We start from the raw sequence: 26,707 nt of genomic DNA, 5'->3' as shown, positions 1-26,707 counted from the left end.
GCGGTGACATGGGTGGTGCCCAGGGTGGCCAGCCGCCGGCCCAGGAAGGCGGTGCTGGCGGCGGTGCCGGTGGTGCTGGCGGTGGTGCCGGTGCCGGTGGTGGCGCCCAGGGCGGTCAGCCGCCGCAGGGTGGTGCCCAGGGTGGCGCGGCCGAGGGCGGTGCCCCGATGCAGGAAGCCCCCGATGTTGATCTGAGTGAAGAAGACATCGACACCTTCGTGGCCGCCTTTGTCGCAGTGCAGGAGGTGCGCGAGGACTTCGCCGATCGCCTGCAGGATGCCGAGGACGAGAGCGAGGCCCAGTCCATGCAGCAGGAAGCGCAGGACGAGATGGTCAGCGCCGTGGAAGACGCTGGCATGGACGTCGAGCAGTACAACGAAGTCGCCATGGCCCTGCAGAACGACCCGGAGTTGATGCAGGAAGTGCAGGAGCGCGCCGAATCCGAGATGGAATAGGGTAACGTCCGCCGCTCGGGGCCTCTGGGTCCCGGCACTGCACAGGGGCCGCTCTCAGGGCGGCCCCTTTATTGTGTGCAGGGGTGCTCGCGCAGCCGCCGCCCGCCATGCCATCTCCGGAGAACATGGAGCGGAGCCCGGTGTCTCTCGAGAATTGTCCCTTTTGCTTGAATCGGGTGAAGGGAAGCGTTATTCTTGCGCGCTTTCTGAATCGCCCCGACCTCGGAGCCTCGAACATCATGAGTACCATCAGCGCCAAGCCGGCCGAAGTCGAACGCGACTGGTTTCTCGTCGACGCCGACGGCAAGACCCTCGGCCGACTCGCCACCGAGATCGCACGCCGCCTGCGCGGGAAGCACAAGCCCGTGTACACGCCGCATGTCGATACCGGCGACTACATCGTCGTGATCAACGCGGAAAAGATTCGCGTCTCCGGCAACAAGGCCATGGACAAGAAGTACTTCCACCACTCCGGGTACCCGGGTGGTATCAAGGAAGCTAACTTCACCCAGATGATCAAGCGTCATCCGGAGAAGGTGCTGGAGCTTGCCGTGAAGGGCATGCTGCCGCGCAATCCGCTTGGCCGGGCCATGTTCAAGAAGCTCAAGGTCTACGCCGGTACCGAACACCGGCACACGGCCCAGCAGCCGCAGCCGCTCGAAGTCTGAGCCGCCAGAATCAGCAAGGGAATCGATCCGAATGGCTACCAATCAGTATTACGGCACCGGCCGCCGCAAGACCGCCTCGGCGCGTGTCTTCCTGCGCCCCGGTACGGGCAACATCACGGTTAACGAGAAGCCGCTGGACGACTTCTTCGGCCGCCAGACCTCGCGCATGGTCGTGCGCCAGCCGCTGGAGGCGACCGAGTCGACCGACAACTTTGACGTGATCGCAACCGTCGAAGGCGGTGGCGGCAATGGCCAGGCCGGCGCGATCCGTCTGGGCATCGCCCGTGCCCTGGTGCAGTACAACGAAGAGCTGCGCTCGCCGCTGCGCCGCGGGGGTCACCTGACCCGCGATGCCCGCGAGGTGGAGCGGAAGAAGATCGGCCTGCGGAAGGCCCGTCGTGCAACCCAGTACTCGAAGCGTTAAGATACGCGCCGAGTTTCGGGCTGCACCCGACCCGGTTTACTGGGGGATCGTCTAGCGGTAGGACTACGGACTCTGACTCCGTCAACCCAGGTTCGAATCCTGGTCCCCCAGCCATCCATGGAAGAAGGCCCCCTTGTGGGGCCTTTTTTCATGGATGGCTGGAAGATTTCAGGATGAGAACCTGCAAGGGTCGACGGTGAGGCGTAGCCGAGCCGAACAGCGCCGTTTGCGGCGCTGGCCCGAAGGGCGAGGCGCATAGCGCCGAGTAATCCTGGTTCCCCAGCCATCCATGCGGGTGCTCCCCTCGACAGGGCGCACCCGTATGTCGCATAGGCGGGGCAATCATCCGGGCCATGACTCCCGGGCCAGTCGCTTTTTGGCCCGTGCCTGTCGATGGTCCCCGAAGCCTCATCGACGACCGGACGAGGTCCCTTCGGCCCATTTTCTTCCCCATTCGGGGTGGACCCGGGTCCCGGCATCAGGTCCTCGGTCATCTCCGCCCTGTCTACGCTAGAATCCCTCCACCAGGATCGGGAAATGCAGGGAATTCTCGCGCCCTTTTTCCGTCCAACTTCGCAGAGCCCGGAGTCACCGGGCCGAATTTGGCTGAATGCAGAAGAGATCAAAACGAGAGGAATCAACATGTCGGTACCCGATAACCCCTACGAGCCCGTGACCGTCGATACCACCGCCCACGAGGTCGAGGGTGCGGACACCTGGTACATGATCGGGATCTCCGGAGTCCCCGATCCCGACAACGAGGGGCATACATCGAATGCGGGGTTCGTGGTGACCGACGAGGGCGTGGTGGTCTATGACGCCCTGGGTACCCCATCCCTCGGGTTCGAGATGATTCGCCGCATTCGCGAGGTGACCGACCAGCCGATCAAGTACGTGATCGCCGGGCATTACCATGCGGATCACATCTACGGGCTTCAGGCATTCGCGGACCACACCGATGCGAAGATCATCGGCCAGTCGCGGGCGCGGGACTATCTCGGCGGTGACGGTGCGGTGGCCCGGCTGGAACAGCGCCGCGGCGTGCTGAGCCCGTGGGTGGACGAGGACACCCAGATCATCCCGCCGGACGAATTCTTCGACGACGAGTACACCATCCGCCTGGGTGGCAAGACCTTCCGTTGCGTCCATGCCGGCCCGGCCCACTCGCCGGACGACATCATCATGGTAGTCGAAGAGACCGGCGTGGTGTTTGCCGGGGACATCGTCTTCGACGGCCGGATCCCGTTCCTCGGTGACGACTCGCTGGACTCCGAGAATTGGGTCAACCGCCTGGAAGAGCTGATGGAGATGGACCTGAAATTCCTGGTGCCCGGGCATGGCGAGGCTACCGATCGGGCCGATCGCGCGGTGAAGTTCACCCGGGACTACCTGGTCAAGCTGCGCGAGCACATGGCCGCGGCGGTGGAAGACATGGAGACCTTCGACGAGGCCTACGCCGCGATGGACTGGAGCGAATACGAGGATCTGCCGGCCTTCGAGCAGACCAATCGCAGCAACGCGAATGCGGTCTATCTGGAGATGGAAGAGAAGCTTTTCTGAAATGAAATGAGTCCCGGGGGAGGCCAGGCCGTTTCCCTGGTGGGCGCTTGAGGTATCTCCGCCCCCCCCCCGCGAGCGAAAGGAGTGATCGCCAATGACACTGAATATCGAACCGGGCCTCCTGATGGCCATCCTGTCACTGGTGGCGGGAATCCTGATCCTGATCCGCCCCCGTCTGCTGAATTACATCGTTGCGATCTACCTGATCGTGGTAGGGGTGCTGGGGCTGCTCGCCTATTTCTAGGCAGACGCCGATAGTTTGGCACCCAAAAGCATGGACCAACAGTGCGAGTTCGTGCGCAGGTCGCGCGGACCCGTTACTCTTTGGCCTCATTCTGATCGGGGGGCCAAGCCTCAATGACCGCCGAACGCGTTCGAGAAATACCCTATAACTACACCTCATTCTCCGACCGCGAAATTGTCATTCGTTTCCTGGGATCCGACACCTGGGATCTCCTCAACGAACTGCGTGGGGAGCGTCGGACGGGCGTGTCCGCGCGCATGCTGTTCGAGGTCCTGGGGGACATGTGGGTGGTCACCCGTAACCCGTATATCCAGGACGACCTGCTGGAGGACAAGAAGCGCCGCAAGGCGCTGATCGACGCCATGCAGCATCGTCTGGACCAGATCACGGCCCGGGCCGACGGCAACGAGAAGGCGCTGAAGCTGGCCCGTCGGGCGCAGGCGGCGGTATCCGCCTTTGCGCAGGAGTTCACCGACACCGCTGCGCTACGCGACAAGGTGCGCAAGCGCATGAAGGCCCTGACGCACCGGGACAATATCCAGTTCGGCGGGCTGGCGCGCGTCTCCCACGTAACGGATGCCACCGACTGGCGCGTGGAGCTACCGTTCGTGGTTCTCACCCCGGATTCCGAACAAGAGATGGGACCGCTGGTTGCGGCATGCATCGAGCTGGGCCTGACGGTGATCCCGCGTGGCGGCGGCACCGGCTATACCGGCAGCGCTGTACCCCTGTCCAAGCGTTCGGCGGTCATCAACACCGAGAAGCTCGAGGGTCTTGGTGATGTGAAGCGCCGGTCGCTGCCGGGTGTCGACCATGACGTGCCGGTGGTGCGCGTGGAGGCCGGCGTGGTCACCAAGCGGGTCTCCGAGCTGGCCGATCGCAACGGCCTGGTGTTCGCGGTGGACCCCACCTCGCAGGACGCCTCGACCATCGGCGGAAACGTGGCGATGAACGCCGGTGGCAAGAAGGCCGTGTTGTGGGGAACCGCGCTGGATAACCTCGCCGCCTGGACGATGGTCACGCCCGAGGCGGAGTGGTTGTACATCGAGCGGCTGGATCACAACCTCGGCAAGATTCACGACGCCGAGACCGTGCGCTTCCGCGTGACCCGCTATCAGCCGGATGGCAAGACGCCGAAGGGCGCGCCCGAAATCCTGGAGATGCCGGGGCAGAATTTCCGCAAGCTGGGGCTGGGCAAGGACGTCACCGACAAGACGCTGATGGGCGTGCCGGGCATCCAGAAGGAGGGTTGCGACGGCCTGATCACCTCGGCCGAGTTTATCCTGCACCGGATGCCGGACAACATCCGCACCGTGTGCCTCGAGTTCTACGGGACCGACCTGCACCAGGCGGTCCCGGCGATTGTCGAGATCAAGGACGCCGTGGATGCCGAGGACGAGGTCCTGCTGGCGGGCCTCGAACACCTGGACGAGCGCTACGTGCGCGCGGTCAAGTACACCCCGAAGGGGGCACGCGGCGACCTGCCGAAGATGGTCCTGGTCGCGGACATCGTCTCCGACAACGAAGATGCGCTGGGTCAGCTGGCGGCCCGCATGGTGCGTGCGGCCAATGCCCGTAATGGCGAGGGCTTCATTGCCGTCAGCCCCGAGGCACGCAAGCGCTTCTGGGCGGATCGCGCCCGCACCGCGGCGATTGCCCACCATACCAATGCGTTCAAGATCAACGAGGATGTGGTGATCCCGCTGGAGCGCCTGGCGGAGTACACCGAGGGCATCGAATCCCTGAACGTGCGCGAGTCGCTGAAGAACAAGCTGACCATGGTCGACGAGATGCTGGAATGCATGCGCGGCGACCACCCGGAACTGCGCGAACTGCTGGAGGATACCGGCGGCGAGGGTCAGCAGTGGTTCGAATCCAAGCGCGAGCGTGCGGTAGAGGTCCTGGAGGAGGTGAAGAAGCGCTGGGAGAAGATCTCGGAGAACTTCTTTACCCAGGCCTCGGAATGCGACGAGCTGCTGGACGAGCTGGCCCGCGCCGATCGCCGTGATCACGACAAGCTGATGAACCTTCTGCTGCGCCGCAGCCTGCGCATCTCCTATCGTGCAGAGGTCGAGCGCCCGTTGTTCGAGATCTTCGGCGGCCACCAGCTGGAGCCGGTGCGCAAGCGTCTGACCGCGATCCATGACCGCGTGCTGACCAGCCGACTGTTCATCGCCCTGCACATGCATGCGGGCGACGGCAACGTGCATACCAACATCCCGGTCAACTCCAACGACTACCAGATGATGCACCGGGCCGAGCGGCTGGTGGACGACGTGATGCGCCTGGCGCGCGAGCTCAACGGGGTGATCTCCGGCGAGCACGGCATTGGCCTGACCAAGATGCAGTACCTGGAGCCGGAACGCATCGAGTCGTTCGCCGAGTACAAGAAACAGGTCGATCCGAACGGCGTGTTCAACGCGGGCAAGCTGCTGGAGGGATCCGGGCTGTCCAATGCGTACACGCCGTCGCTGCGCCTGGTGAAGCAGGAGGCGCTGATCCTCGAGCAGAGCGAACTGGGCGATCTCAACGACGAGATCAAGGACTGTCTGCGCTGTGGCAAGTGCAAGCCGGAGTGCAACACGCATGTCCCGCGGGCCAACCTGCTGTACTCGCCGCGCAACAAGATCCTGGCGACCGGGTTGATCGTCGAGGCGTTCCTCTACGAGGAGCAGACCCGGCGCGGTCTGTCGCTGAATCACTTCGAGGAGATGAACGACGTCGCGGATCACTGCACGATCTGCCACAAGTGCCTGAATCCTTGCCCGGTCGACATCGACTTCGGTGACGTGACCATGCACATGCGCTCGATCCTGAGCAAGAAGGGCAAGCGCAAGGCGACGCCGGCGACGATGATGTCCATGGCCTTCCTCAACGCGAAGGACCCGGCCACCATCAAGGGCATCCGCAAGGGGGCGATCCAGATGGGCTATGCCGCCCAGCGCCTGGGGCATTTTGCATTCAAGAAGCTGAACCTGACCGGCGAGGGCAAGACCCCGCGCTCGACCACCGGCAAGGCACCGATGCACGAGCAGGTCGTTCACTTCGTGAAAAAGCCGATGCCCGCCGGACTGCCGAGCCAGACCACCCGCCAGATGCTGGGGCTGGAGGATTCACGCTACGTGCCGATCCTGCGTGACCCGGTGAAGACCGATCTCGATTCGGATGCGGTGTTCTACTTCCCGGGCTGTGGCTCCGAGCGCCTGTTCAGCCAGGTGGGACTGGCCACGCTCGCCATGCTCTACGACGTGGGCGCGCAGACCGTGTTGCCCCCCGGTTATCTGTGCTGTGGCTACCCGCAGAACGCCGGTGGCGATTTCGAGAAGGGGCAGCAGATCAGTACCGAGAACCGGGTGCTGTTCCACCGCCTCGCGACCACGCTCAACTATCTCGACATCAAGACCGTGGTGGTGTCCTGCGGCACCTGCATGGATCAGCTCCTGAAGTACGAGTTCGAGCGGATCTTCCCGGGCTGTCGCCTGTTGGACATCCACGAGTACCTGATGGAAAAGGGGGTGCACCTCGAGGGCCTCAATGGGGTGCAGTACATGTACCACGATCCCTGTCACTCTCCGATGAAGTCGCACAAGCCGACGGACGTCGCGGCCAAGCTGCTGGGCCAGGAGGTCCTGCAGTCCAACCGCTGCTGTGGCGAGGCGGGTACCTTCGCGATCAGTCGCCCGGATATTGCCACCCAGGTGCGCTTTCGCAAGCAGGAAGAGTTGCACAAGGGCATCAAGGAACTGACCGGCGAGGAGACGGCGAAGGACGGGAACGTGAAGATGCTGACCTCCTGCCCGGCCTGCCAGCAGGGCCTGTCGCGGTATCGCGAGGACACGGGCCTCGACACCGATTACATCGTGGTGGAGATGGCCAACCGCCTGATGGGGGAGGGCTGGCAGAAGGACTTCATCGAGCGCGCCCGCGAGGGCGGTATCGAGAAGGTCCTGCTGTAGTGCCGTGAGCGGCTCCCGGGGCGCATACTCCACACGGCGCCGTCCGGGTTGGCTACAATCGGGGCAACCGACGCGCGCCGTGGAATAAAGGATTATCGCCCCGCGTCGCCCTAGCGGGCGTAAATGGGGGATCGGAATCCGTATCGTCCCACACGTTCGTCGAGGCCGCGGCAGCGCGTGCGGCATTTCCACCCGTCCATGCAAGGGAGTTCGCATGACCTTTCGCTCTTTGAGTCCCCGCCTCGCCGCCATGGCCCTTTGTGTCGGGCTGGCGGGTGCCCCCATCGCCGCCGGTGCCCAGGCCTTCGTCGAGTTTCCCGGTCGCAGTTTGTACGAGCGGTTTGGCGTGGATGCCGTGGACCTGTTCGATCTGCGCGGGCAGCTCTCGCGTTCCACGCTGATCGATGTTCGTCCGCGTCTGGAGTACGACATCCTGCATATCGAGGGGGCCCATCATGTCCCGCTGAGTGCGCCGGATTTCGAGGATCAGGTCCGGGCGCTGGAGGAGGAGCACGGTGGCCCGCTGGTGTTCTACTGCAACGGGCGCGAGAGCTATATGTCCTATCGCGCGGCAGCGCGGGCGAATTCGGCCGGGCTGGGCCCGACCCAAGCGTATGATGCCGGGGTCAGGGACTGGGCGGAACGCTACCCGGACCTGGCCATACTGCGCGGCGAGCCGATCGAGGACTCCGAGTCCCAGCTCATTGACGACGAGGCGTTCGAGGCGCGGTTGCTCGATGCCGACTCCTTTGCCCGTCGTGTCCGCGACGACGATGACGCGGTCGTGGTGGACGTCCGGGGCAGCGAGCAACGTGACGAGATCTCGCTGTTCGCCGGACGCGAGGTCTCCGCTTCGCTGGAAAATATCGACCGCCTCAATCGCATCGTCGACCGGGCCCGCCGCGACGGCAGTCCGCTGTTGATCTTTGACCAGAATGGCCAGCAGGTCCGCTGGCTGCAGTACCATCTGGAGGAGCGCGGTATCGAGGACTACCGCTTCCTGGAAGGCGGCCTTCAGCACTTCTATGACGAGGTGATGAGCCGCTGATCCGGGCGTGCCGTTGCGTCCAGCGAAAAGGGCCGGGGTCTCGCGATCCCGGCCCTTTTGGTTGAAGCGGTATCAGCGCCGGAAAAGCGCCAGCAGGATCGAGATCGCCACGCTGACGATGATCATCGTGGTGAGCGGGAAGTAGAAGCGGCTGTTCTCGCCCTCGATCACGATGTCCCCCGGGAGCCGGCCCCAGGGGATTTTACCCAGCCAGGGCCATAGGAGGCCGATCACCATGATCAGCCCGCCGATGATGATCAGCCACTTGCCGGCCCCGGTCATGGCGAACGATCTGGCTCGTTGTTACTGGGCGACCATCTCCTCGACGCCCGAGGCGGAGCCCACCAGCATGACGTCGGCGGAACGGCGGGCGAACAGGCCGTTGGTCACGACGCCGGCGATGTGGTCCAGCTCGGACTCCAGCTCGACCGGATTCATGATGCGCAGGTTGTGCACATCGAGGATGACGTTGCCGTTGTCGGTCTTGAAGCCCTCGCGCAACTCCGGGTTCCCCCCCAGCCTCGAAAGCGCGCGTGCGACATGACTGCGTGCCATCGGGATGACCTCGACCGGCAGGGGGAAGGCACCGAGGTAGTCCACCACCTTGGTCTCGTCGACGACGCAGACAAAGGTCTTCGACGCCGCCGCGACGATCTTCTCGCGGGTCAGCGCGCCGCCGCCTCCCTTGGTCAGGTGCAGGTGCCGGGTGGCCTCGTCGGCCCCGTCGACGTAGATCGGCAGCGGGCCGGCGGAGTTTAGGTCCAACACCTCGATGCCGTGGCCGCGCAGGCGCTCGGCGCTGGCCTCGCTGGAGGCCACGGCACCGTCGATCTTGCCCTTGATGCCGGCCAGGGCGTCGATGAAGTAGTTGGCGGTGGAGCCGGTTCCCACGCCCACGATCCAGCCACTCTCGATCCGTTCCAGCGCCGCCTCGGCGACCGCCTTTTTCATTTCGTCCTGATTCATCAACGTCTCTCGCATGTACGGTCCATAACCTATTGAGGATACCCACTGCTCCGCCCCCGGGACAAGCGGAACCGTGAGTGGCGCGCATGCTATGGTTTCGCCATGAAATTTCCCTATCTAGAGAAGATCCTGACGGCGCGTGTCTACGACGTGGCGCGTGAGACGCCACTGGACCCGATGCCGACCCTGTCGCAGCGTCTGGGATCCACGTTGTGGCTTAAGCGCGAGGACCTGCAGCCGGTGTTCTCCTTCAAGCTGCGCGGCGCCTACAACAAGATCGCCCAGCTGACCCCACAGCAGCGCGCCAAGGGCGTGGTGGCGGCGTCCGCCGGCAACCACGCCCAGGGGGTCGCGCTGGGGGCCAGCCATCTGGGCATCAAGGCGGTGATCGTGATGCCGGTGACTACACCGTCGATCAAGATCGCCGCGGTCCGCCGGTTTGGCGGCAAGGCCGTGCTCCACGGGGACTCCTTCGACGAGGCCGCGGCGCACGCCCGCGAGCTGGAACAGAAGCATGGCTATACGTTCATTCACCCATTCGACGACCCCGACGTGATCGCCGGACAGGGGACCGTGGCGATGGAGTTGCTGCGCCAGCACCCGAGCGAACTGGACGCGGTGTTCGTGTGCATCGGGGGCGGTGGCCTGGCGGCCGGCATGGCCGCCTACATCAAGCGCCTGCGTCCGGAGATCAAGGTGATCGGCGTGGAGCCGGATGATGCGCCCTCGATGTACAAGGCCTTGCAGCAGAACCGCCGGGTCAACCTCAAGCAGGTCGGCATCTTCGCGGACGGCGCCGCGGTGCGCCAGGTCGGCAAGGAGACCTTCCGCCTGTGCCGCGATCTGGTCGACGAGGTCCTGCTGGTGGATACCGATTCCATCTGCGCGGCGATCAAGGACATCTTCGACGATACCCGCGTGGTGGCCGAGCCCGCCGGGGCCCTCGCGGTGGCCGGCATGAAGCAATACATCCAGCGCGAGGGCCTGCAGGGAGCGAACCTGGCGGCGGTACTCAGCGGGGCCAATATCAACTTCGATCGCTTGCGCCACGTGGCCGAGCGTGCCGAGATCGGCGAGCATCGGGAGGCCCTGTTCGCCGTGACCATCCCCGAGCGCCCGGGGAGCTTTCGCCAGTTCTGTCAGGCCATCGGCAAGCGCGGCATCACCGAGTTCAACTATCGCTATGCGGACGACGAGCGCGCGCATGTGTTTGCGGGGATCAAGCTCGAGGGTGGCGATGCCGAGCGCCAGGAGATCCTGGAAGCCCTTGAGGGCGCCGGATACGAGGTCCTCGACATGACCGAGAACGAGGTCGCCAAGCTGCACCTGCGGCACATGGTCGGGGGGCACGGGGGCGAGGTCCGTAACGAGCGGATCTACCGCTTCGAGTTTCCGGAGCGTCCCGGGGCGCTGCTGAACTTCCTGACCCACATGGGGCAGACCTGGAACATCAGCCTGTTCCATTACCGCAATCACGGGGCGGCCTACGGGCGCGTTCTGGTCGGCATGCAGATCCCGGCCGAGGATCGGGCGCGGTTCCGCGAGTTTCTGAAGGAGGTCGGGTATCCATGGCACGAGGAGACCGCCAATCCGGCGTATTCCCTCTTCCTCCGCTGACAGGGTGCCGCCACCCGGCAGGCGGCTGGACGAGGGCGAGCGATCGGGAAGGTGGTGACAGGTACGGTAGCGAACCAATCAGGTGGGGCAGGGCGTCTGCCAGGTGGTGACGCGCGCGGGATCGCCCCCGGTATCATCGAGACGGGCGAGCGTCATGCCGTTGCCCCAGACGCAGCCGCTGTCCAGCGCCAGCCAGTCCGCCCCCACCCGATGCCCGAGCGCCGCCCAGTGGCCGAACACGAGCGGATGCCCGGCGGCCGCGCGGCCCGGCATTCGGAACCAGGGCGTAAGGCCGGGAGGCGCTTTCTCTGGCGGGCCGTTGCCGGTGAACTCCAGGGCCCCTTCCTGGGTGAGGTAGCGCATGCGAGTAAAGGCGTTGACGGTGTAACGCAGGCGGTCGTAGCCGTCGAGATCGGGGCTCCACTGCGCCGGCTCGTTGCCAAACATAACGTCCAGGAAGGCGTGACGGCGCGCCGGGTCGCTCAGCTCGGCCTCGACCCGTCGCGCCTCGGCGTGTGCGGCATCCAGGTCCCAGGCCGGGGGCACTCCCGCGTGCACCATGGTCCAGCCGCTGGTCGCGTCGGAATGGAGCAGCGGGCGCCGCGCCAGCCAGTCCAGCATCTCGGCGGCATCCGGGGCGTCCAGCACCGGGCGCAGGGTGTCCTTGCCGCCGGGCGTGCGGACGCCCTGGGCGGTGGCCAGAAGATGCAGGTCATGATTGCCGAGTACTGTCGTCGCCGCGTCGCCCAGGGCGATGACCCGGCGCAGACAGCCCAGCGAGTCCGGTCCGCGGTTGACCAGGTCCCCAACCAGCCACAGGTGATCCTCGGCCGGGTCGAACCGCACCTCATCGAGGAGCCGGTCCAGCGGGTCCCGGCAGCCTTGGAGATCGCCTACTGCGTACAGTGCCATCGCGTTGGGCGGGCCTAGTGCAGGGTGCGCGGGACGGAGAGGGTGAACGGCGGGATCGGCGCATCGAAGGTGTTGCCGCGTTCGTCGCGCATGCCGTAGGAGCCCTCCATGGTGCCCACCGGGGTCTCGATTACCGTGCCACTGGTATATTCGAAGCTGTCGCCGGGTTCGATGCTGGGCTGCTCGCCGACCACGCCCTCGCCGCGGACCTCCTGGGTCTGGTCACGGCCATCGCGGATGATCCAGTGGCGGTTGAGCAGCTGTACGGTCAGCGCGCCCGCGTTGCGGATCACCACGTGATAGGCGAAGACATAGCGGTCGTCATCGGGCTCGGACTGGTCCTCCACATAGGCCGTGGAGACCTCGATCTCGATGGTGTGGGCTTCGGCATCGTGCTCTTGGGGCTGGTTCATTCGGTTGTGGCTCCAGGTTCGTGAGCGGGAAACGCCTGTACGCGGGGCAGCCCCGGCTCAGGGTTTCACGGACCGGCTCGCGCAGACGGCTGCGCCGAGCAGGCCGGGTTCGGGATGCATGATAAGGGCCACGGGCAATTGCTCAAGCAAGTGGGTCATCGGTGGGCGATTGCGGAAGGCGCTGCGAAAGCGGGGTCCGCGGAAGGTGTCAACCCAGCGCGGGGCGATGCCGCCGGCGAGATAGACCCCGCCAGTAGGAAGTGCGGTGAGCGCCATGTCGGCCAGTTGACCGGCATAGAGACGCACGAAGCGTTCGATGACGTGCCGGGCGGCCGGGTTTCCCATCCGTGCCAGTTCGCCGATGGCGGCGGCCGGGTCCGTGGCGGCCAGGGCCTGTTCCAGCTCCGGGTCCGGTTGCCGGTCGAGCTCGAAATGTCCGATGCGGGCGATCCCGCGCCCGCTCAGTAGGTGTTCGCGGGTGCAATACCCCAGTTCGCGGGCCACAAAGTCGCCCAGCGCGGTTTCTTCGGGCCCGCTGGGCGAAAATCGGGCATGCCCGCCCTCTCCCGGGTAGATCGTGGCGGCACCGGGAGGCCCCACCAGGCAGGTGCCCAGACCGGTGCCGGCCCCCGCGACCAGGCGCAGTCCGTCCGGGTCGGGCGTGGCGTCCTGCAGGGTCGCGGTGTCCCCGGGCTGCAGGGCGTCGAGGCTGGCGCCGATGGCGGCAAAGTCGTTCAGGAGGGTGACCGGCATGCCGAGGCGCTCGCCCAGCGTGGCCCCTTCCAGCGGTGGCCAGGTCAGATTGGTGACGCGTGCCTGGCCTTGATGCACGGGGCCGGCGACCGCCAGGCCGGCGGCGGCGAAGGTATCCACCGTGGCCCGTTCGCGGTGCCAGCGTTCGAGGATGCTGGCGAGATCGGGGTGCTCGCGGCTGGGGTAGCGCTGAGCCTCGTGCAACGACCAGCCATCCGCGCTGTGGCGGGCGCGGGCGACGCGGGTGTTGGTCCCGCCGACATCGGCGACGATCAGGTCCATGGGGCCATGGTAGCGGATCGCGGGTGCCGCCTGTTCAGGCGGCGTCGTGGAGGCGTCGGGCCAGGGCCTCGAACCCGCGGATGTCGATGTTTTCGGGGCGTTCTCCCGGATCCAGTCCGGCGGCCTCGAGGTCCGCGACCCCGACCAGGCCGGAGAGTCCGCGGCGTAGCGTCTTGCGGCGGCTGGAGAACGCCTGGTTCACCACCCGGGCGAAGGTCGGGTACAGCGCGGGCGCGACCCGTGGCTCGGCCAGGGGCGTGATGCGCACCACGCTGGAGTAGACCTTGGGCGGGGGGTGGAAGGCCCCGGGGGGTACGGTGAACAGGGCGGTCGCCGAGGCGCGGGCAGCCAGCATCACGGTCAGGCGTCCGTAGCGCTTGCTGCCGGGCGCGGCGGTCATGCGTTCCACCACCTCGCGTTGCAGCAGGAAGTGCATGTCGCGGATCGCGCCGACCTGCTCCAGCAGGTGGAACATCAGCGGGGTGGAGATGTTGTAGGGCAGGTTGCCGACCACGCGCCAGCCCCGTTCGGGCAGCGTGCCGATCTCGGTCAGCTGCATGTCCAGGGCGTCCCCCACGTGCAGTTCCAGGCGTTCGGGCGGGAAACCCGCACGCAGGCCGGCTGCGAGGTCGCGGTCGATCTCCACGGCGACGAGGTGGTCGAGGCGTTCCAGCAGGGCGGCGGTCAGGGCGCCCCGGCCGGGGCCGATTTCCAGCACGGCGTCGCCCGGTTGCGGGTCGATGGCCGCGACGATGCGACCGAGGATGCCGGCATCGTGGAGGAAATTCTGGCCGAAGCGCTTGCGGATCGGCGACGAGGTCTTGATGCGGGTCATGCCCTGGTGGTGCCCCGGCGGGCGGCGGCGCGGGCCGCGAGGGTTTCGGCCAGGCGTTCGGCGGCCTGGAAGCTGCCGACCTCGGCGCGCCCGGTGCCGGCCAGGTCCAGCGCGGTGCCGTGGTCCACCGATGTGCGGATGAAGGGCAGGCCCAGGGTGACGTTGATCGCGCCACCAAAGCCGGAGTGCTTGAGGACCGGAAGCCCCTGGTCGTGATACATGGCGAGCACGGCATCGACGCCCTCCAGGGCGCGCGGGGTGAACGCGGTGTCGGCCGGGAGGGGGCCGCGCAGGTGCATGCCGGCATCCCGCAGGCGCTCCAGGGTGGGATTGATGATCTCGATTTCCTCGCGTCCGAGAACGCCATCTTCGCCGGCGTGCGGGTTGAGGCCGCAGACCGCGATGACGGGTTCCTCGATGCCGAAGTCGCGCCGCAGGTCGTGGTGCAGGACGCGGGTCACGGTCTCCAGGCGTTCGGCGGTAATGGCGTCGGGGACGGCACGCAGGGGCAGGTGAGTGGTGACGAGCGCAACCCGCAGTCCTTCGGTGGCCAGCATCATCACCGGCATCGGTGCACCGGCGCGTTCGGCCAGCCATTCGGTATGCCCGCTGAAGGCAATCCCGGCGCGATTGATTACGCCCTTGTGGACCGGTCCCGTGACCATGGCCTCGAAGCGGCCTTCCAGGCAGCCGTCGGCGGCCGTGGCGAGCAGGGCCAGCACGTGTTCGGCGTTGGCCGGGTCGAGGGTGCCGGCGACCACCGGGCGGGCCACCGGCACGGGCAGGATCTCGAGGGTGTGGGCCGGGGTGGCCTCGCGCGGGCGTTTCGGGTCGAAATGTACCAGGCGCAGGGACTCGCCGAGCTGGCGGGCACGGGCCTCCAGGACGCCGGGGTCGGCGATGGCGATGCGCTGGGCGTGGCCGCGCTTCCGGGCCATGGCGATCAGCAGGTCAGGCCCGATGCCGGCCGGGTCGCCAGCCGTCAGGGCCAGGCGCGGGACCGGATCGGCCCCGCGCGGATCAGGAACCGAAGCCGTCGACCCGGTATTCGACATACGCTTCGTCCCGCAGGCGGCGCAGCCACAGCTCGAGCTCTTCCTCGCGCTTGCGGTTCTGCAGGATCTCGCGGGCGCGGGCCCGGATCTGTTCGCGTGAGGTGTCCACCTCGCGGCGTTCCAGGACCTCGATGATGTGCCAGCCGAACTGGCTCTCCACCGGCTCGCTGACCACGCCCGGTTCCAGCGCGTTCATGGCCTCCTCGAAACCGGGCACCAGCTCGCCCGGGCTTATCCAGCCGAGGGTGCCGCCCTGGGCCGCCGAACCCGGATCGTCCGAATTGGCGCGTGCCAGGTCCTCGAAGCTCGCGCCCTCGCGGATGCGGTTATAAAGAGACTGGGCCTGGCGCCGGGCGTCCTCGTCGCTGCGCACCTGGTCCGGGCTGATCAGGATGTGGCGCACGCGGGTCTGCTGCACGCGTGTCTGGTCACCGCCCTCGCGGTCCAGCAGCTTCATGATGTGAAAGCCGCTGGGCGAGCGCAGGACCTCACTGATCTCGCCGGAACGCATCAGCACGGCCTCGCGCGCGAAAACGGTGGGGATCTCGCTGGCCGAGCGCCAGCCGAGATCGCCACCCTCCAGGGCATCTGGTCCTTCGGATTCGCTGACCGCGACGGTGGCGAAGTCCTCGCCCTCGCGTACGCGCTCGCGCAGCGCTTCGGCCTCCTCGCGTGCCTCGGCGATCTGCTGGGCGTCGGCCCCCTGCGGCAGGGCGACCATGATCTGTGCGATGCGATAGCGCACGCCGCGGTCAATGGCGCCGCTCTCGGAGGCGATCAGGTCGGCAATCTCCTGGTCCGATACGCGGATGCGCTGGTCGACTTGGCGTTGCTGTAGCTGGTTGACGGTCAGTTCGTGGCGGATCTGCTCGCGAAAGGCGTTGAAGTCCACGCCGTCCTGCATCAGTGCCTGGCGCAGTTGTGGCAGGGTCATGCGGTTTTCGCGGGCGATATTCTCCATCGCGCGGTTCAGGGTCATTTCGTCGATGTTGATGCCGACGCGCTCGGCCTCCTGCAGCTGCACGCGCTCGACGATCAGGCGCTCCATGACCTGGCGCGCCAGGGTGTCCTGGTCCGGCGGGCGGTTGCCGCGTTCGACCATCTGCTGGGCGACCAGGTTCATGCGTTCCACCAGCTCGCGCTGGGTGATCACGTCGTCGCCCACCACGGCCAGGATGCGGTCGGTGAAGCGGTCGCCCTCGGGGGTGATCGGAGCGGCCGGGGAACCGCTGTCGCGGGCGGCCCCGGGGGTGACCGGGGCCTCGACCGCGCCCTGCGAGAGGTCGCCGGCCGAGGGCCCGCTCGTCTGGGCCATCGCCGGCAGGCCCAGGATGTAGACCAGGGCGGCCAGCAGCGGCAACAGGAAGCGGATCCCGCCGCGGCGGCGTTGTTCAGGGACGTGCGTCATATCCGGCAATACCCTCGCGCAATAGCGAATCCACGCCGGAATCGAACCGTGCCAGCCCGTCCAGCGTGAGTTGGAAGTAAATCGAGTTGTCGTAGGTCCCGTCGAAGCCGTACGAGCGGCGCGCAACCACGTGGATACCATAGCAGCAACTACGATACTGAAGCCCGGCCAGAAGTTCGAGATCGCGTTCTTCCTGCAGGCTGTAGTTCCAGCGGCCGATGGCATCGATGCGCTCGGTGACCGGCCACATCACGGAGATATCGGTCTGGTCGATGGAGCGGGCACCGGCCTCGCGCTGGCGATAGCCTACGTTGATCCGGGCGCGTTCTCTCGGGCTGTAGCCGACGGAGACCGCCGCCAGGGTGGTTTCGCCGGCATCCCGGTTGTACAGGATGGATCCGCGGCCGTCCCATGCATCACCAATGCGGACCCGGCCTTCCAGCGCGAGATCGGATCGTGAATTGGTTAGTGGGTCGTCTCCCGGACTCCGGCGGACCTCGCGGTCTTCCAGGTAGTGGATCTGGCCGGCGGACAGGCTCAGACGCTCGCGGCCGGTCTGCTGGTCGAAGATCCGCGTGGTCAGGGCGGTGGTGATCTGGTGAGTGTCGCCCACCCGGTCAACGCCGACGAAGCGGTCCAGGCTGAACAGGTTGTCGAAGCTGAAGTCGGCCTCGCCGGTATCGAAGATCGGGATGTCGTCCTGGTTCCGATAGGGCGCGTAGCCGTAGAAGATGCGCGGTTCCAGGGTCTGCAGATGTCCACCGTCCGCGATCGGGCGCTCGAAGATCAGCCCGGTGTCGATGGAGGCGCGCGGCACGGTGCGGCTGATCGATTCGGGACGGTTGTCCTGGCGGTCCAGTTCGTAGCGGGTGTGACGGATGCCCACGGCGGGCTCGAAGAAGAAGCCACCGGTGTCATGGCGCCAGCGCACTTCGGGGTTCAGGTCGAGGCGGGTGCCCACCGGGCGCCCGGACAGGTCCTCGTCGCGCTCGAAACGCACCAACTCCGTGTCGAGATCCCAGGACAGGCCGCGGCCCAGGTATTCCCCTGCCTCCAGAGTGATCTGCGGCAGGCGCTGATAGGGTTCGCCGGCGCCGCTCAGGTCAGGGTCGACGATCTGGTAGTCCTCGATGCGCGTTTGCAGGCGAAAGGCGGGCTGGTTCCAGGACAGGTCGGCCGAGCGGCGCAGGAACGGTGTGGAGCCTCCGTAGCGGTCCGAGTTGCCGAAATCGAAGAAGTATTCGCGGTCGGAGACATCCGCGGCGTTGACGCGCAGGTTCAGGTTGGAGGTGATCCGGGTCTGGTGGCGCCACTGGGCGAAGTGTCGGTCCTCCCCGGTCTGCCGGTCATCCGGCAGGTAGCGCACGTCGAGAATGCCGTTGTGCCGGGGCTGGAGGTAGCGGAATTCGGTTCCGAGCATCATGCCGCGGTCTTGCATGATGCGCGGCGTGAAGGTGGCATCATAATTGGGCGCGATATTCCAGTACCAGGGCGTCGCGAGATCGAACCCGGTGCGCCCGCCGGTGCCTGCCCTGGGCAGCAGGAAACCGCTCTTGCGGCGGTCGTCCAGCGGGAAGCTGATATACGGGGTGTAGGCGATGGGCACGCCCTTGAAGCGAATCGTTGCGTTGCGCGCCACGCCTACGCCGGTCTCGCGATTCAGCTTCAGGTCGCGGGTGCGCAGCCACCAGGAGTCGTTGCCGACCGGGCAGGTGGTGTATTCCGCATCCTCGAACTCGTGGAGGTGCGGGGCCTGCTGGATGCCCAGCGCCGCGCTGCCGCGGGCCGGGATGGACTGCACCAGGAAATCGATCCTGCGGAATTCGCCGGTCTCCGCATCCAGGCGGTACTCGCCGCCCTGGGTGTGGAGCAGCAGATCGCCGTCGAACAGCCGGGTATCGCCCTCGGTGCGGGCGCTGCCGGCGGCGCGGTCGTATTCGAGGAAGTCGGCATCCAGCCGCTGGTCCGCCTCGAACAGCTGGACATTGCCAGTGGCCGAGACGCGTTCGCCTTCGCGGCGAACGTGATCGGCGTCAATCTCGGTCAGGCCACCCTCGAGGGGGCGCAGTTCGGGCCATTCGATCCCCGGGGCGAATTCGCATCCTGCCGGGCGGTCGTCAGCGGGCACGGTCACCGGGGCCAGGCTGGCGCTCACCAGGCCAAGGCCCACCGCGACCTGCCGCGCGATCGGGCGACGGTGCGGCACAGAGTTGGGGGGGCGTCGGCTCATCCGGGGTTCAGGACAGCAACTGGCGGATCTCGTCGAAGATCAGCTCGATGTCGCGGGTGCCGTTGATATGCTTGAGCAGGCCGCGGTGATCGTAGTATTCGATCAGCGGCTGGGTTTGCTCCTCGTACACCTTCAGGCGGTTGACCACGGTCTCTTCGTTGTCGTCCGACCGGTGGATCAGTTCGCCGCCGCACAGGTCGCATACGCCCTCTTTTTGCGGCGGGAAGGTATGCGTGTTGAACACCGCGCCACAATCCCCGCAGGCGAGGCGGCCGGTGAGGCGCTGTTTGAGTTCCTCGAACGGGACGTCAATCTGGATGGCGCGGTCCAGTGGCGACTCGATGTCGGCCAGCATGGTGTCCAGGGCCTCGGCCTGGGCGACATTGCGCGGGAAGCCATCGAGGATGAAGCCCTTCTGCGCATCGGGTTCCTGCAGGCGGTCGCGGATCAGGCCCAGGACCAGGTCATCCGGCACCAGATTGCCGGATTCCATTGCGTTCTCGGCTTTCTTCCCGAGTTCGGTCTGGGCGGCGACCGCGGCGCGCAGCAGGTCGCCGGTGGAGATCTGGGGAATGCCGAAGGTGGCGACCATCTTCTTGGCCTGAGTGCCCTTGCCGGACCCCGGCGCGCCCATCAGGACAATTCGCATGATTGACTCCTGCTGCCCGTTGCGTCGCCGAACCGCAGCACAAGCCGGGTATCGAGCGGCGCGGTGAATGGTCTTGGTGAACGGGTTGCAGCAGACGGACACAAACCGTTTCCCGAGCGCGGTCTTATACCGCTTGAGGCGGATGCGCCGCAACCGCCGACGTTCATCCACATTCTCCGGGGTTGTCGGAAAACGGGTGCCATTGCGGGTGCTCTCCCCTGTATAATCCCCCGCTCTCCAAAGCAATCGGAAACTACTCAAGCATGGACCTTAACCAGATCGAAGCCGGCAGGGATCTCCCCAACGACATCAACGTGGTGATCGAGATCCCCACACAGGGCCAGCCCGTCAAGTACGAGATGGACAAGGACAGCGGCGCCCTGGTGGTCGACCGCTTCATGGCGGTCGCGATGTTCTATCCGTGCAACTATGGATTCATCCCGAACACAGAGTCGGAAGACGACGACCCGGTGGACGTGCTGGTGATTACCCCGGTGCCGCTTCTGCCGGGCTCGGTCGTGCGCTCGCGCCCGATTGGCATGCTGAAGATGACTGACGAGGCCGGCGTGGACGCGAAGATCCTTGCGGTGCCGGTCGACAAGCTTTGCACCCAGTCCGCGAGATTCCAGGGCCCGGAAGACGTGCCGCCGGAATTGCTCGACTCGATCAAGCACTTCTTCGAGCGCTACAAGGAGCTGGAGAAGGGCAAGTGGGTCAGGGTCGAAGGCTGGGTTGGCGCCGAGGAAGCCAAGGCGGAGATTGTTGCCAGCTACAAGCGTTACCAGAAGAGCAAGATCTGACGCCGCAACCCGCTGCATGCAGCGATCGGCAAGCGCCGGGCCGTCCCAGCGGGGCGGTTCGGCTTTCGTGCGGGCGGGCGACCGGCCGGGTCGTGGCGGCGTGACCCGCTGACATGGCCGAACGCGACGCCTATGGCGAGGAACAGCAGGATCGCGAGCGCTTCGTGGTCCGGATCCTGCTGGCACTGGTGATTCTGGCGGCGATCCTGCTGGCGCTTGGCTGGCGGTTGTCGGGCCTGCAGGTCGGCGCGCATTCGCATTTCACCACGCTGTCGGAGAACAACCGCCTGCGGGTGGAGCCGATCGCCCCGACCCGGGGCGTGATCCGGGACCGCAACGGCATCCTGCTGGCAGGCAATCGTGCTTCCTACCAGCTGGAGGTCACGGTGGAGCAGGCCGGGGATCTGGATTCCCTGCTGACCCGGCTCCGTGGCTACTTGGAGCTGAGCGAGGCGGATATCGAACGCTTCCGCCGGGGCGTTCGGCAGCGGCGTCCGTTCCAGCCAGTGCTGCTGAAGGCCGGTCTGGACGACGAGACGGTCGCGCGAATCGCGGTCTCGCGGCACGAACTTCCAGGCGTTGAGATCGAGGCGCGGCCGCTGCGCTTCTATCCTCTGGGCTCCAAGTTCTCGCACGCGGTCGGCTACGTCGGGCGTATCAACCAGCAGGACCTGCAGCGTCTGGACGGGCGGGCCTACGCCGGTACCTCGCATACCGGCAAGGGCGGTGTCGAACGCTATTACGAGGAGTTGCTGCACGGTCGGCCGGGTTACCGCCAGGTGGAGGTGAATGCTCAGGGGCGGGTGATCCGCGAACTCTCGGTGACCCCGCCGCAACCCGGCACGAATCTGACCCTGACTCTGGACGTGAGCCTGCAGCAGGCCGCCTACCGCGCGCTGGCCGGGCGGGATGGCGCCATCGTGGCCATTGACCCCAACAACGGCGAGGTGCTGGCGCTGGTCAGCGCCCCGGGTTTCGATCCCGAGGCCTTTGTCCACGGGATCTCGCAGGCCGACTTTTCCGCAGTGCGCGATAACAAGCGTCGACCGCTCTTCAACCGCGCGTTGAGTGGCCAGTACCCGCCGGGCTCGACGATCAAGCCACTGGTCGGACTCGCCGCCCTGAACGAGGACGTCACCACCGCTGACCGCGAGATGTTCGCCCGAGGGTACTTCCAGATCCCTGGGCACGAGCGGCGCTATCGCGACTGGCGTCGCGAGGGTCATGGCCGGGTGGACCTGTCGCGGGCCATTGCGGTGTCCTCGGACGTCTATTTCTACGACCTCGCCCACACCATGGGCATCGATCGCATGGTTCCCATCCTTGGGGCCTTCGGGATCGGCCAGCGGACCGGCATCGATTCAACCGGCGAACGAGCAGGCATCCTGCCCAGTCGCGACTGGAAGCGGGCCACGCACGACGAGGTGTGGTTCCCCGGCGAGACACTGATCACCGCCATCGGCCAGGGCTACATGCTGTCCACACCCCTGCAGATGGCCGATTTCACCGCAGCCCTGGCCGCGCGGGGCGAGCGCTACCAGCCGCATCTGCTGCGTGCCATGGACAACGGGCGTGGCGAGCCGGAATATCCCCTTCCCGTGAATCGCGAGCCGGTAACGGTGGACGGGAAGCACTGGGACGCGATCCATGGCGCGATGGTGGAGGCAGTCAACGCCCGCCACGGGACCGCCTGGGGCAGCGTGGGTAGTACCCGTCCGGAATACACCATTGCCGGCAAGACCGGCACCTCGCAGGTGTTCGGCCTGGGCGAGGACGAGGAGTACGACGAAGAGGAGCTGGCCCAGCGCCTGTGGGACCACGCACTGTTCGTGGGCTACGCCCCGGCCGAGGACCCGCGCATCGCGGTCGCCGTGCTGGTCGAGCACGGGGGCTCCGGGGGCCGGGTCGCCGCGCCCGTGGCCCGCGAGGTGATGGATGCCTATCTCTTGGAGGGGTCCGGTATGACCCTCGAAGTCCCGGAGAACGAATGATCAGCGTGACCGGACGGGAAATGTCCATTAGCCAGTGGGCCCTGCGCAGCCTGCGCCTGGACAGCGTGTTGCTGGTGTTGCTTTCCATCCTGCTGTTGCTGGGTCTGGCGGTGTTGTTCAGCGCCACGGGCGAGAACGTGATCGCGCTGGAACGCCAGTTGATGCGCATCGGCCTGGGTCTGGCGGCGATGCTGCTGATAGCGCAGGTATCCGTGCACGCCCTGCGCGCCATCTCGCCGTGGCTGTTCGTGGCCGGGGTACTGCTGTTGCTGGCGGTGATGTGGGTCGGCGATGTCGGCAAGGGCGCCCAGCGCTGGCTGGATCTCGGCTTCATGCGCTTCCAGCCCTCTGAGGTCATGAAGCTCGCCGTTCCGATGATGGTGGCCTGGTACCTGTCGTTGCGCAACGGGCGTCCGCGCTTCCGGGACCTTGTGGCGACCGCGGCGCTGATCCTGGTGCCGGTGTACCTGATCATGCAGCAGCCGGATCTCGGGACCTCGATGCTGGTGGGGGCGGCGGGATTTCTGGTGGTCTTCCTCGCGGGGCTGGGCTGGCGCTGGTTCCTCGGGCTCGGGGTAGCCGTCGCGGCTGCCATTCCCGTCCTGTGGTCGCAGATGCTCGATTACCAGCGTCAGCGGGTACTGACACTGTTCAACCCGGAATCCGATCCACTCGGGGCGGGCTACCACATTATCCAGTCCAAGATCGCGATCGGCTCCGGCGGGCTTTACGGCAAGGGCTGGCTGAACGGCACCCAGTCGCAGCTGGAGTTTCTGCCGGAGCGTTCCACCGACTTCATTTTTGCGGTCTACGCCGAGGAATTCGGCTTTATTGGTGTCGCGCTGCTCCTGCTGCTGTATTTTGCGATTGTCGCCCGCGGGCTGTGGATCGCCGCGCTGGCGCAGGACCGTTATGCCCGGCTGCTGGGCGGGAGTATCAGCCTGACCTTTGCGGTCTACATGGTGGTCAATATCGGCATGGTGACCGGGCTGCTGCCGGTGGTCGGCGTGCCGCTGCCCCTCGTCAGTTACGGGGGAACTTCGCTGGTGACCCTGATGGTCGCCTTCGGTATTCTCATGAGCATAGCCTCCCAGAAACGCCTGGTGAATCGATGACCGTGACCCTGCGCCCCGTGTGGGCCCGCCTCGCCCGTCCGCTCCTGTTGTCCGTCGGGCTGGCCGTTTCCCTGGCGGCCACGTCCGTCCCGGTGGCGGCGGAAAGCGACTTCCGCGCCGGTGATTCGCCATATCTCGAGCGCGACGAGGTTCAGTCCTTCATCGACGAGCAGGTCGCCGCGGGCCGTGACCGCGAGGCGCTGGAGGCGATGTTTTCTGCGGCCGACCCGCAGCAGCGCATCCTCGACCTGATTTCCAGCCCGGCCGAGGCGCGGCCATGGAAGGACTACCGGCCGATCTTCATCACCGACGAGCGCATCGAACGGGGCCGCGAGTTCATGCAGGAACATGACCGATGGTTCCAGCGCGCCGAGGACCGCTTTGACGTGGACCCCAAGATCATTGCCGCGATCATCGGGATCGAGACCTACTATGGCCGCAACACCGGGGGCTTTCGCGTGTTCGATGCCTTGGCCACCCTGGGCTTCGACTACCCGCCGCGGTCCGACTTCTTCCGTCGCGAGCTGGGCGAGTTCCTGACGCTCGTAGACGAGGAAGGCCTCGATCCGCGCGAGACGCGTGGCTCCTACGCCGGAGCCATGGGGCGTGGCCAGTTCATCTCGTCGAGCTATCGCCATTATGCGGTGGACTTCGACGGGTCCGGTCAGCGCGATCTGCTGAACTCCTGGCCGGACACGATCGGCTCGGTCGCCAACTATTTTCGCGAGCACCACTGGAACCACGGCGAGCCGGTAGTGGCGAAGGCCCGCGTCGAAGGCGATGCCCACGAGGAACTGGTCAGCCGCAACTATCAGGCCCGCTTCGACCTCGACGAGCTGGCCGAACACGGGATCTACCCGGACGAGGCCGTGGACGAGGGCGGCGAGTATTCATTTATCCGGCTCGAGGGCGATGACGGCTACGAGTACTATCTCGGGTATCCGAATTTCTATGTGATCACCCGTTACAACCGGAGCCCGCTGTATGCGATGGCCGCGCACGAACTGGCCGAGGCCCTGGTCGATTAACCGGCGCCGGGCACATGCGGTAGGTGCTGCGTTCGCGGCCTTGCTGGCGCTGGTCCTGGCGGGCTGTTCGTCCACCCCCGACCGCGAGGCCGACCCGGATCGCCCGCTGGGCGATGCCGCGGACGACAGCTACCCCGACCCCACGCACGTGCCACAGGACCTCGCGCTCCTTCCGGAACCGGAGCCGCGGGACGAGCCCCCGAGTCGCTATGGCAATCCACCCGAGTACGAGGTCTTCGGTCAGCGGTATCGCACCCTCGAGACCAGTGACCGGTTCGAGGAGGAGGGGGTTGCCTCGTGGTACGGGACCAAGTTTCACGGTCGGCGAACCTCCAGCGGCGAGCCCTATGACATGTACTCGATGACCGCCGCGCACAAGTCCCTGCCGCTGCCGAGCTACGTCGAGGTGACCAACCGGGATAATGGGAAGCAGGTCGTGGTGCGGGTCAATGATCGCGGGCCCTTCGTGGACGGGCGCATCATTGATCTCTCGTACGCCGCTGCCCATCGCATCGACATGACGGATACCGGGGTCGCGCGGGTGCGCATCCGCGCGGTTGGGCCGAGTGATAGCACCTCTTCCCGTGTCGCGGCGGCACCGGAGCCGGAACCGCTCGAAGAGGGCGCGGCCCCGCAGACGCGCGCCGCAGCCGATCCGCAGGACGCCCCGAAGGACACGGACGCAGGCAATGGCGAGGCGAGTGGGTCCGGGCGTTTTGTCCAGGTGGGGGCGTTCGCCGATCGGTACTCCGCCGAGCAGGTGCGTGAGGATTTGCGCGCACTCGGGTTCGAGTCGGTGCGAATCTCGAGCGTCGAGCGGGACAACGGCGCGGACCTGCACCGCGTGCGTATCGGTCCGCTGGCCGATGGCGAGGCCGTCCGCACGACTACCGATCGTCTGCAGGGCGCGGCGCATGTGGATTATCGCGTGGTCAACGACGCGCCGTAGCATTCGTTCCGTGCTCTCCCGGCCCGTTCCGGGCCCTGATTCTGCTATCGTAGTCCGGTCCTTCAGGAGGTCCTTCCCAATCATGAATTTGTCCGTCCGCACCCCGTTCCTGCCGCTTCTGGCGGTCTGTCTGCCGGTGATCCTGGTGCTCGTGGTGGCGCTTGTTCCGGCGCACGCGCAGGTGTCGGACCTGCCGGTGGCCGGCGAGGGTGCGAGCGTGCCCGGCGGCATCCCGAGCCCGCCCTCGGACGTGACGGCGGCAAGCTATGCACTGATGGACTTCGACTCCGGCTTGATGCTGGCCAGCCGCGAACCGATCGTGGAACGCGAGCCGGCAAGCCTGACCAAGCTGATGACGGCCTACGTGGTCTTCGGCGAGATTACCGACGGCCGCATGGCGCTGGACGACATGGTCTCCGTCAGCGAGCGCGCCTGGCGTACCGGCATGCGTGGGGCGTCGCGCATGTTTATCGAGGTCGGCGAGGAGGTAGCCGTCGAGGATCTGCTCCGCGGGATGATCGTCCAGTCCGGTAACGACGCCTCGACCGCCCTGGCCGAGCATGTCGCCGGCTCCGAAGGGGCATTCGTCGACATGATGAATGCCCAGGCCCGCGAACTGGGGATGCGCCAGTCCTACTTTGCCAACCCGCACGGTTTGCCATCCGAGGAGCAGTACACCACCGCGCAGGACATGGCGCTACTCGCGCGGGCGCTCATCCGGGACTTCCCCGATCTCTATGGCTACTACAGTGAACGCTCGTTCGAGTACAACGACATCTCGCAGAGCAACCGCAACATGCTGCTTTGGCGCGATGCCGGATTCGACGGCCTGAAGACCGGCTGGACCTCGAATGCCGGCTACAATCTGGTCTCCTCGGCCAAGCGTAACGACCGCCGTCTGGTGGCCGTGGTCATGGGCATCGAGGCGTCCGACCACCAGCAGGGCGGCACCCGTCGCGCCAACGAATCGCAGGCACTGGTGAACTGGGGCATGCGATTTACCGCGACACGCAAGCTGTTTGATGGCGGGGACGAACTGGGGACTCCGCGGGTCTATCGCGGGGCACAGACCGAGGTGGCCGTCGGGCTGGCCGAGGACTTCTGGGTAATGGTCCCGCCGGGGCGCGAGGACGATCTGGACGCGTCGATGGAAGTGAACCAACCGTTGGAGGCGCCGTTTGCCGCGGGCGAGCCGGTGGGCGAAGTCGTGGTGCGGCTGAACGGCGAGGTGGTACGGACCCAGCCGCTGGTCGCGTTGCAGCCGGTGGAAGAGGGCGGTCTTGTCCGGCGCCTGTGGGACGGCGCGGCCCTTGGTATCCAGGCGGCCTGGCCGTTCTGAACCGCGTACC

The 26,707-nt window shown here is 66.3% G+C and carries 24 protein-coding genes, 1 tRNA gene and 1 other RNA gene; 16 read left to right on the top strand and 10 right to left on the bottom strand.

The annotated features are described in order from the left end of the window. The 9 genes from ACESLR_RS02720 to ACESLR_RS02680 all read left to right on the top strand — a co-directional run. Window positions 1-455, top strand: a 455-nt coding sequence (locus tag ACESLR_RS02720; protein ID WP_373066617.1) for a DUF4168 domain-containing protein, incomplete at its 5' end; no start/stop codon positions are given. Between the two features lie 239 nt (window positions 456-694). Beyond that, the gene (gene rplM / locus ACESLR_RS02715; RefSeq protein WP_373024337.1) at window positions 695-1,123 is read left to right on the top strand and encodes a 50S ribosomal protein L13; all 429 of its coding nucleotides are present in this window, start codon (window positions 695-697) and stop codon (window positions 1,121-1,123) included. A 31-nt stretch (window positions 1,124-1,154) separates the two neighbouring features. Further along, window positions 1,155-1,547, top strand: coding sequence for a 30S ribosomal protein S9 (gene rpsI, locus ACESLR_RS02710; protein ID WP_024327177.1), 393 nt, complete (start codon window positions 1,155-1,157; stop codon window positions 1,545-1,547). Between the two features lie 40 nt (window positions 1,548-1,587). Continuing rightward, window positions 1,588-1,661, top strand: a tRNA-Gln gene (locus tag ACESLR_RS02705). A 37-nt stretch (window positions 1,662-1,698) separates the two neighbouring features. Beyond that, window positions 1,699-1,833, top strand: a non-coding RNA gene (locus ACESLR_RS02700) — RtT sRNA. Window positions 1,834-2,189: 356 nt separating this feature from the next. Then, entirely contained in the window at window positions 2,190-3,107 is a 918-nt protein-coding gene (locus ACESLR_RS02695) for an MBL fold metallo-hydrolase (protein WP_373024338.1), read from the top strand. Window positions 3,108-3,201: 94 nt separating this feature from the next. Next, window positions 3,202-3,351, top strand: coding sequence for a DUF3096 domain-containing protein (locus ACESLR_RS02690; protein WP_017940368.1), 150 nt, complete (start codon window positions 3,202-3,204; stop codon window positions 3,349-3,351). 113 nt (window positions 3,352-3,464) lie between these two features. Next, entirely contained in the window at window positions 3,465-7,307 is a 3,843-nt protein-coding gene (locus ACESLR_RS02685) for a DUF3683 domain-containing protein (RefSeq protein WP_373024339.1), read from the top strand. Window positions 7,308-7,521: 214 nt separating this feature from the next. Further along, complete coding sequence (locus tag ACESLR_RS02680; protein WP_373024340.1) at window positions 7,522-8,355, top strand: rhodanese-like domain-containing protein; 834 nt, start codon at window positions 7,522-7,524, stop codon at window positions 8,353-8,355. A gap of 72 nt (window positions 8,356-8,427) precedes the next feature. Here the strand turns inward: ACESLR_RS02680 and ACESLR_RS02675 are convergent, their stop codons facing one another. Both ACESLR_RS02675 and rpiA read right to left on the bottom strand, forming a co-directional pair. Further along, the gene (locus ACESLR_RS02675) at window positions 8,428-8,637 is read right to left on the bottom strand and encodes a DUF2905 domain-containing protein (protein WP_373024341.1); all 210 of its coding nucleotides are present in this window, start codon (window positions 8,635-8,637) and stop codon (window positions 8,428-8,430) included. 21 nt (window positions 8,638-8,658) lie between these two features. Continuing rightward, complete coding sequence (rpiA, locus tag ACESLR_RS02670) at window positions 8,659-9,321, bottom strand: ribose-5-phosphate isomerase RpiA (RefSeq protein WP_373024342.1); 663 nt, start codon at window positions 9,319-9,321, stop codon at window positions 8,659-8,661. A 102-nt stretch (window positions 9,322-9,423) separates the two neighbouring features. Between rpiA and ilvA the strand changes: the two genes are divergently transcribed. Then, window positions 9,424-10,938 carry a threonine ammonia-lyase, biosynthetic gene (gene ilvA, locus ACESLR_RS02665; protein ID WP_373024343.1) on the top strand — a complete coding sequence of 505 codons (1,515 nt, stop codon included), beginning with the start codon at window positions 9,424-9,426 and terminating at the stop codon, window positions 10,936-10,938. 78 nt (window positions 10,939-11,016) lie between these two features. Here ilvA and ACESLR_RS02660 read toward each other — a convergent pair whose 3' ends face one another. Genes ACESLR_RS02660 through ACESLR_RS02625 form a run of 8 tightly spaced genes read right to left on the bottom strand, consistent with a single transcriptional unit; the run spans window position 11,017 to window position 19,475 of the window. Further along, complete coding sequence (locus tag ACESLR_RS02660) at window positions 11,017-11,850, bottom strand: symmetrical bis(5'-nucleosyl)-tetraphosphatase (protein ID WP_373066613.1); 834 nt, start codon at window positions 11,848-11,850, stop codon at window positions 11,017-11,019. Between the two features lie 14 nt (window positions 11,851-11,864). Further along, entirely contained in the window at window positions 11,865-12,263 is a 399-nt protein-coding gene (apaG, locus tag ACESLR_RS02655; RefSeq protein ID WP_373024345.1) for a Co2+/Mg2+ efflux protein ApaG, read from the bottom strand. Window positions 12,264-12,320: 57 nt separating this feature from the next. After that, window positions 12,321-13,298: an ROK family protein gene (locus ACESLR_RS02650; RefSeq protein ID WP_373024346.1), complete on the bottom strand. Its 978-nt coding sequence runs from the start codon at window positions 13,296-13,298 to the stop codon at window positions 12,321-12,323. A gap of 34 nt (window positions 13,299-13,332) precedes the next feature. Then, on the bottom strand, window positions 13,333-14,133 hold the full coding sequence (gene rsmA / locus ACESLR_RS02645; protein ID WP_373024347.1) for a 16S rRNA (adenine(1518)-N(6)/adenine(1519)-N(6))-dimethyltransferase RsmA: 801 nt from the start codon (window positions 14,131-14,133) through the stop codon (window positions 13,333-13,335). Beyond that, the gene (gene pdxA, locus ACESLR_RS02640) at window positions 14,130-15,188 is read right to left on the bottom strand and encodes a 4-hydroxythreonine-4-phosphate dehydrogenase PdxA (protein ID WP_373024348.1); all 1,059 of its coding nucleotides are present in this window, start codon (window positions 15,186-15,188) and stop codon (window positions 14,130-14,132) included. The genes rsmA and pdxA overlap by 4 nt, the downstream gene beginning before the upstream one ends. Then, entirely contained in the window at window positions 15,154-16,596 is a 1,443-nt protein-coding gene (locus ACESLR_RS02635) for a peptidylprolyl isomerase (RefSeq protein ID WP_373024349.1), read from the bottom strand. Before ACESLR_RS02635 ends, pdxA begins: the two co-directional genes overlap by 35 nt. Beyond that, window positions 16,580-18,826 carry an LPS-assembly protein LptD gene (locus ACESLR_RS02630; protein ID WP_373024350.1) on the bottom strand — a complete coding sequence of 749 codons (2,247 nt, stop codon included), beginning with the start codon at window positions 18,824-18,826 and terminating at the stop codon, window positions 16,580-16,582. Before ACESLR_RS02630 ends, ACESLR_RS02635 begins: the two co-directional genes overlap by 17 nt. A gap of 7 nt (window positions 18,827-18,833) precedes the next feature. Next, on the bottom strand, window positions 18,834-19,475 hold the full coding sequence (locus ACESLR_RS02625; RefSeq protein ID WP_373024351.1) for an adenylate kinase: 642 nt from the start codon (window positions 19,473-19,475) through the stop codon (window positions 18,834-18,836). Window positions 19,476-19,738: 263 nt separating this feature from the next. Between ACESLR_RS02625 and ppa the strand changes: the two genes are divergently transcribed. The 6 genes from ppa (at window position 19,739) to ACESLR_RS02595 (ending at window position 26,697) form a co-directional block, all read left to right on the top strand. Further along, complete coding sequence (gene ppa, locus ACESLR_RS02620; protein ID WP_373024352.1) at window positions 19,739-20,275, top strand: inorganic diphosphatase; 537 nt, start codon at window positions 19,739-19,741, stop codon at window positions 20,273-20,275. A 113-nt stretch (window positions 20,276-20,388) separates the two neighbouring features. Further along, window positions 20,389-22,266 carry a penicillin-binding protein 2 gene (gene mrdA / locus ACESLR_RS02615; RefSeq protein WP_373024353.1) on the top strand — a complete coding sequence of 626 codons (1,878 nt, stop codon included), beginning with the start codon at window positions 20,389-20,391 and terminating at the stop codon, window positions 22,264-22,266. Further along, window positions 22,263-23,381 carry a rod shape-determining protein RodA gene (gene rodA, locus ACESLR_RS02610; RefSeq protein ID WP_373024355.1) on the top strand — a complete coding sequence of 373 codons (1,119 nt, stop codon included), beginning with the start codon at window positions 22,263-22,265 and terminating at the stop codon, window positions 23,379-23,381. Before mrdA ends, rodA begins: the two co-directional genes overlap by 4 nt. Then, window positions 23,378-24,409 carry a lytic murein transglycosylase B gene (mltB, locus tag ACESLR_RS02605; RefSeq protein ID WP_373024356.1) on the top strand — a complete coding sequence of 344 codons (1,032 nt, stop codon included), beginning with the start codon at window positions 23,378-23,380 and terminating at the stop codon, window positions 24,407-24,409. Before rodA ends, mltB begins: the two co-directional genes overlap by 4 nt. Continuing rightward, window positions 24,366-25,358 carry a septal ring lytic transglycosylase RlpA family protein gene (locus ACESLR_RS02600; RefSeq protein WP_373024358.1) on the top strand — a complete coding sequence of 331 codons (993 nt, stop codon included), beginning with the start codon at window positions 24,366-24,368 and terminating at the stop codon, window positions 25,356-25,358. Before mltB ends, ACESLR_RS02600 begins: the two co-directional genes overlap by 44 nt. Before the next feature lie 82 nt (window positions 25,359-25,440). Further along, window positions 25,441-26,697 carry a D-alanyl-D-alanine carboxypeptidase family protein gene (locus ACESLR_RS02595; protein WP_373024359.1) on the top strand — a complete coding sequence of 419 codons (1,257 nt, stop codon included), beginning with the start codon at window positions 25,441-25,443 and terminating at the stop codon, window positions 26,695-26,697. Window positions 26,698-26,707: the final 10 nt, after the last annotated feature.

This window comes from Thioalkalivibrio sp. (assembly GCF_041685615.1).
In the GTDB taxonomy this organism is placed as follows: Bacteria; Pseudomonadota; Gammaproteobacteria; order Ectothiorhodospirales; family Ectothiorhodospiraceae; genus Thioalkalivibrio.
This window is presented reverse-complemented; position numbering and strand designations above follow the sequence as displayed.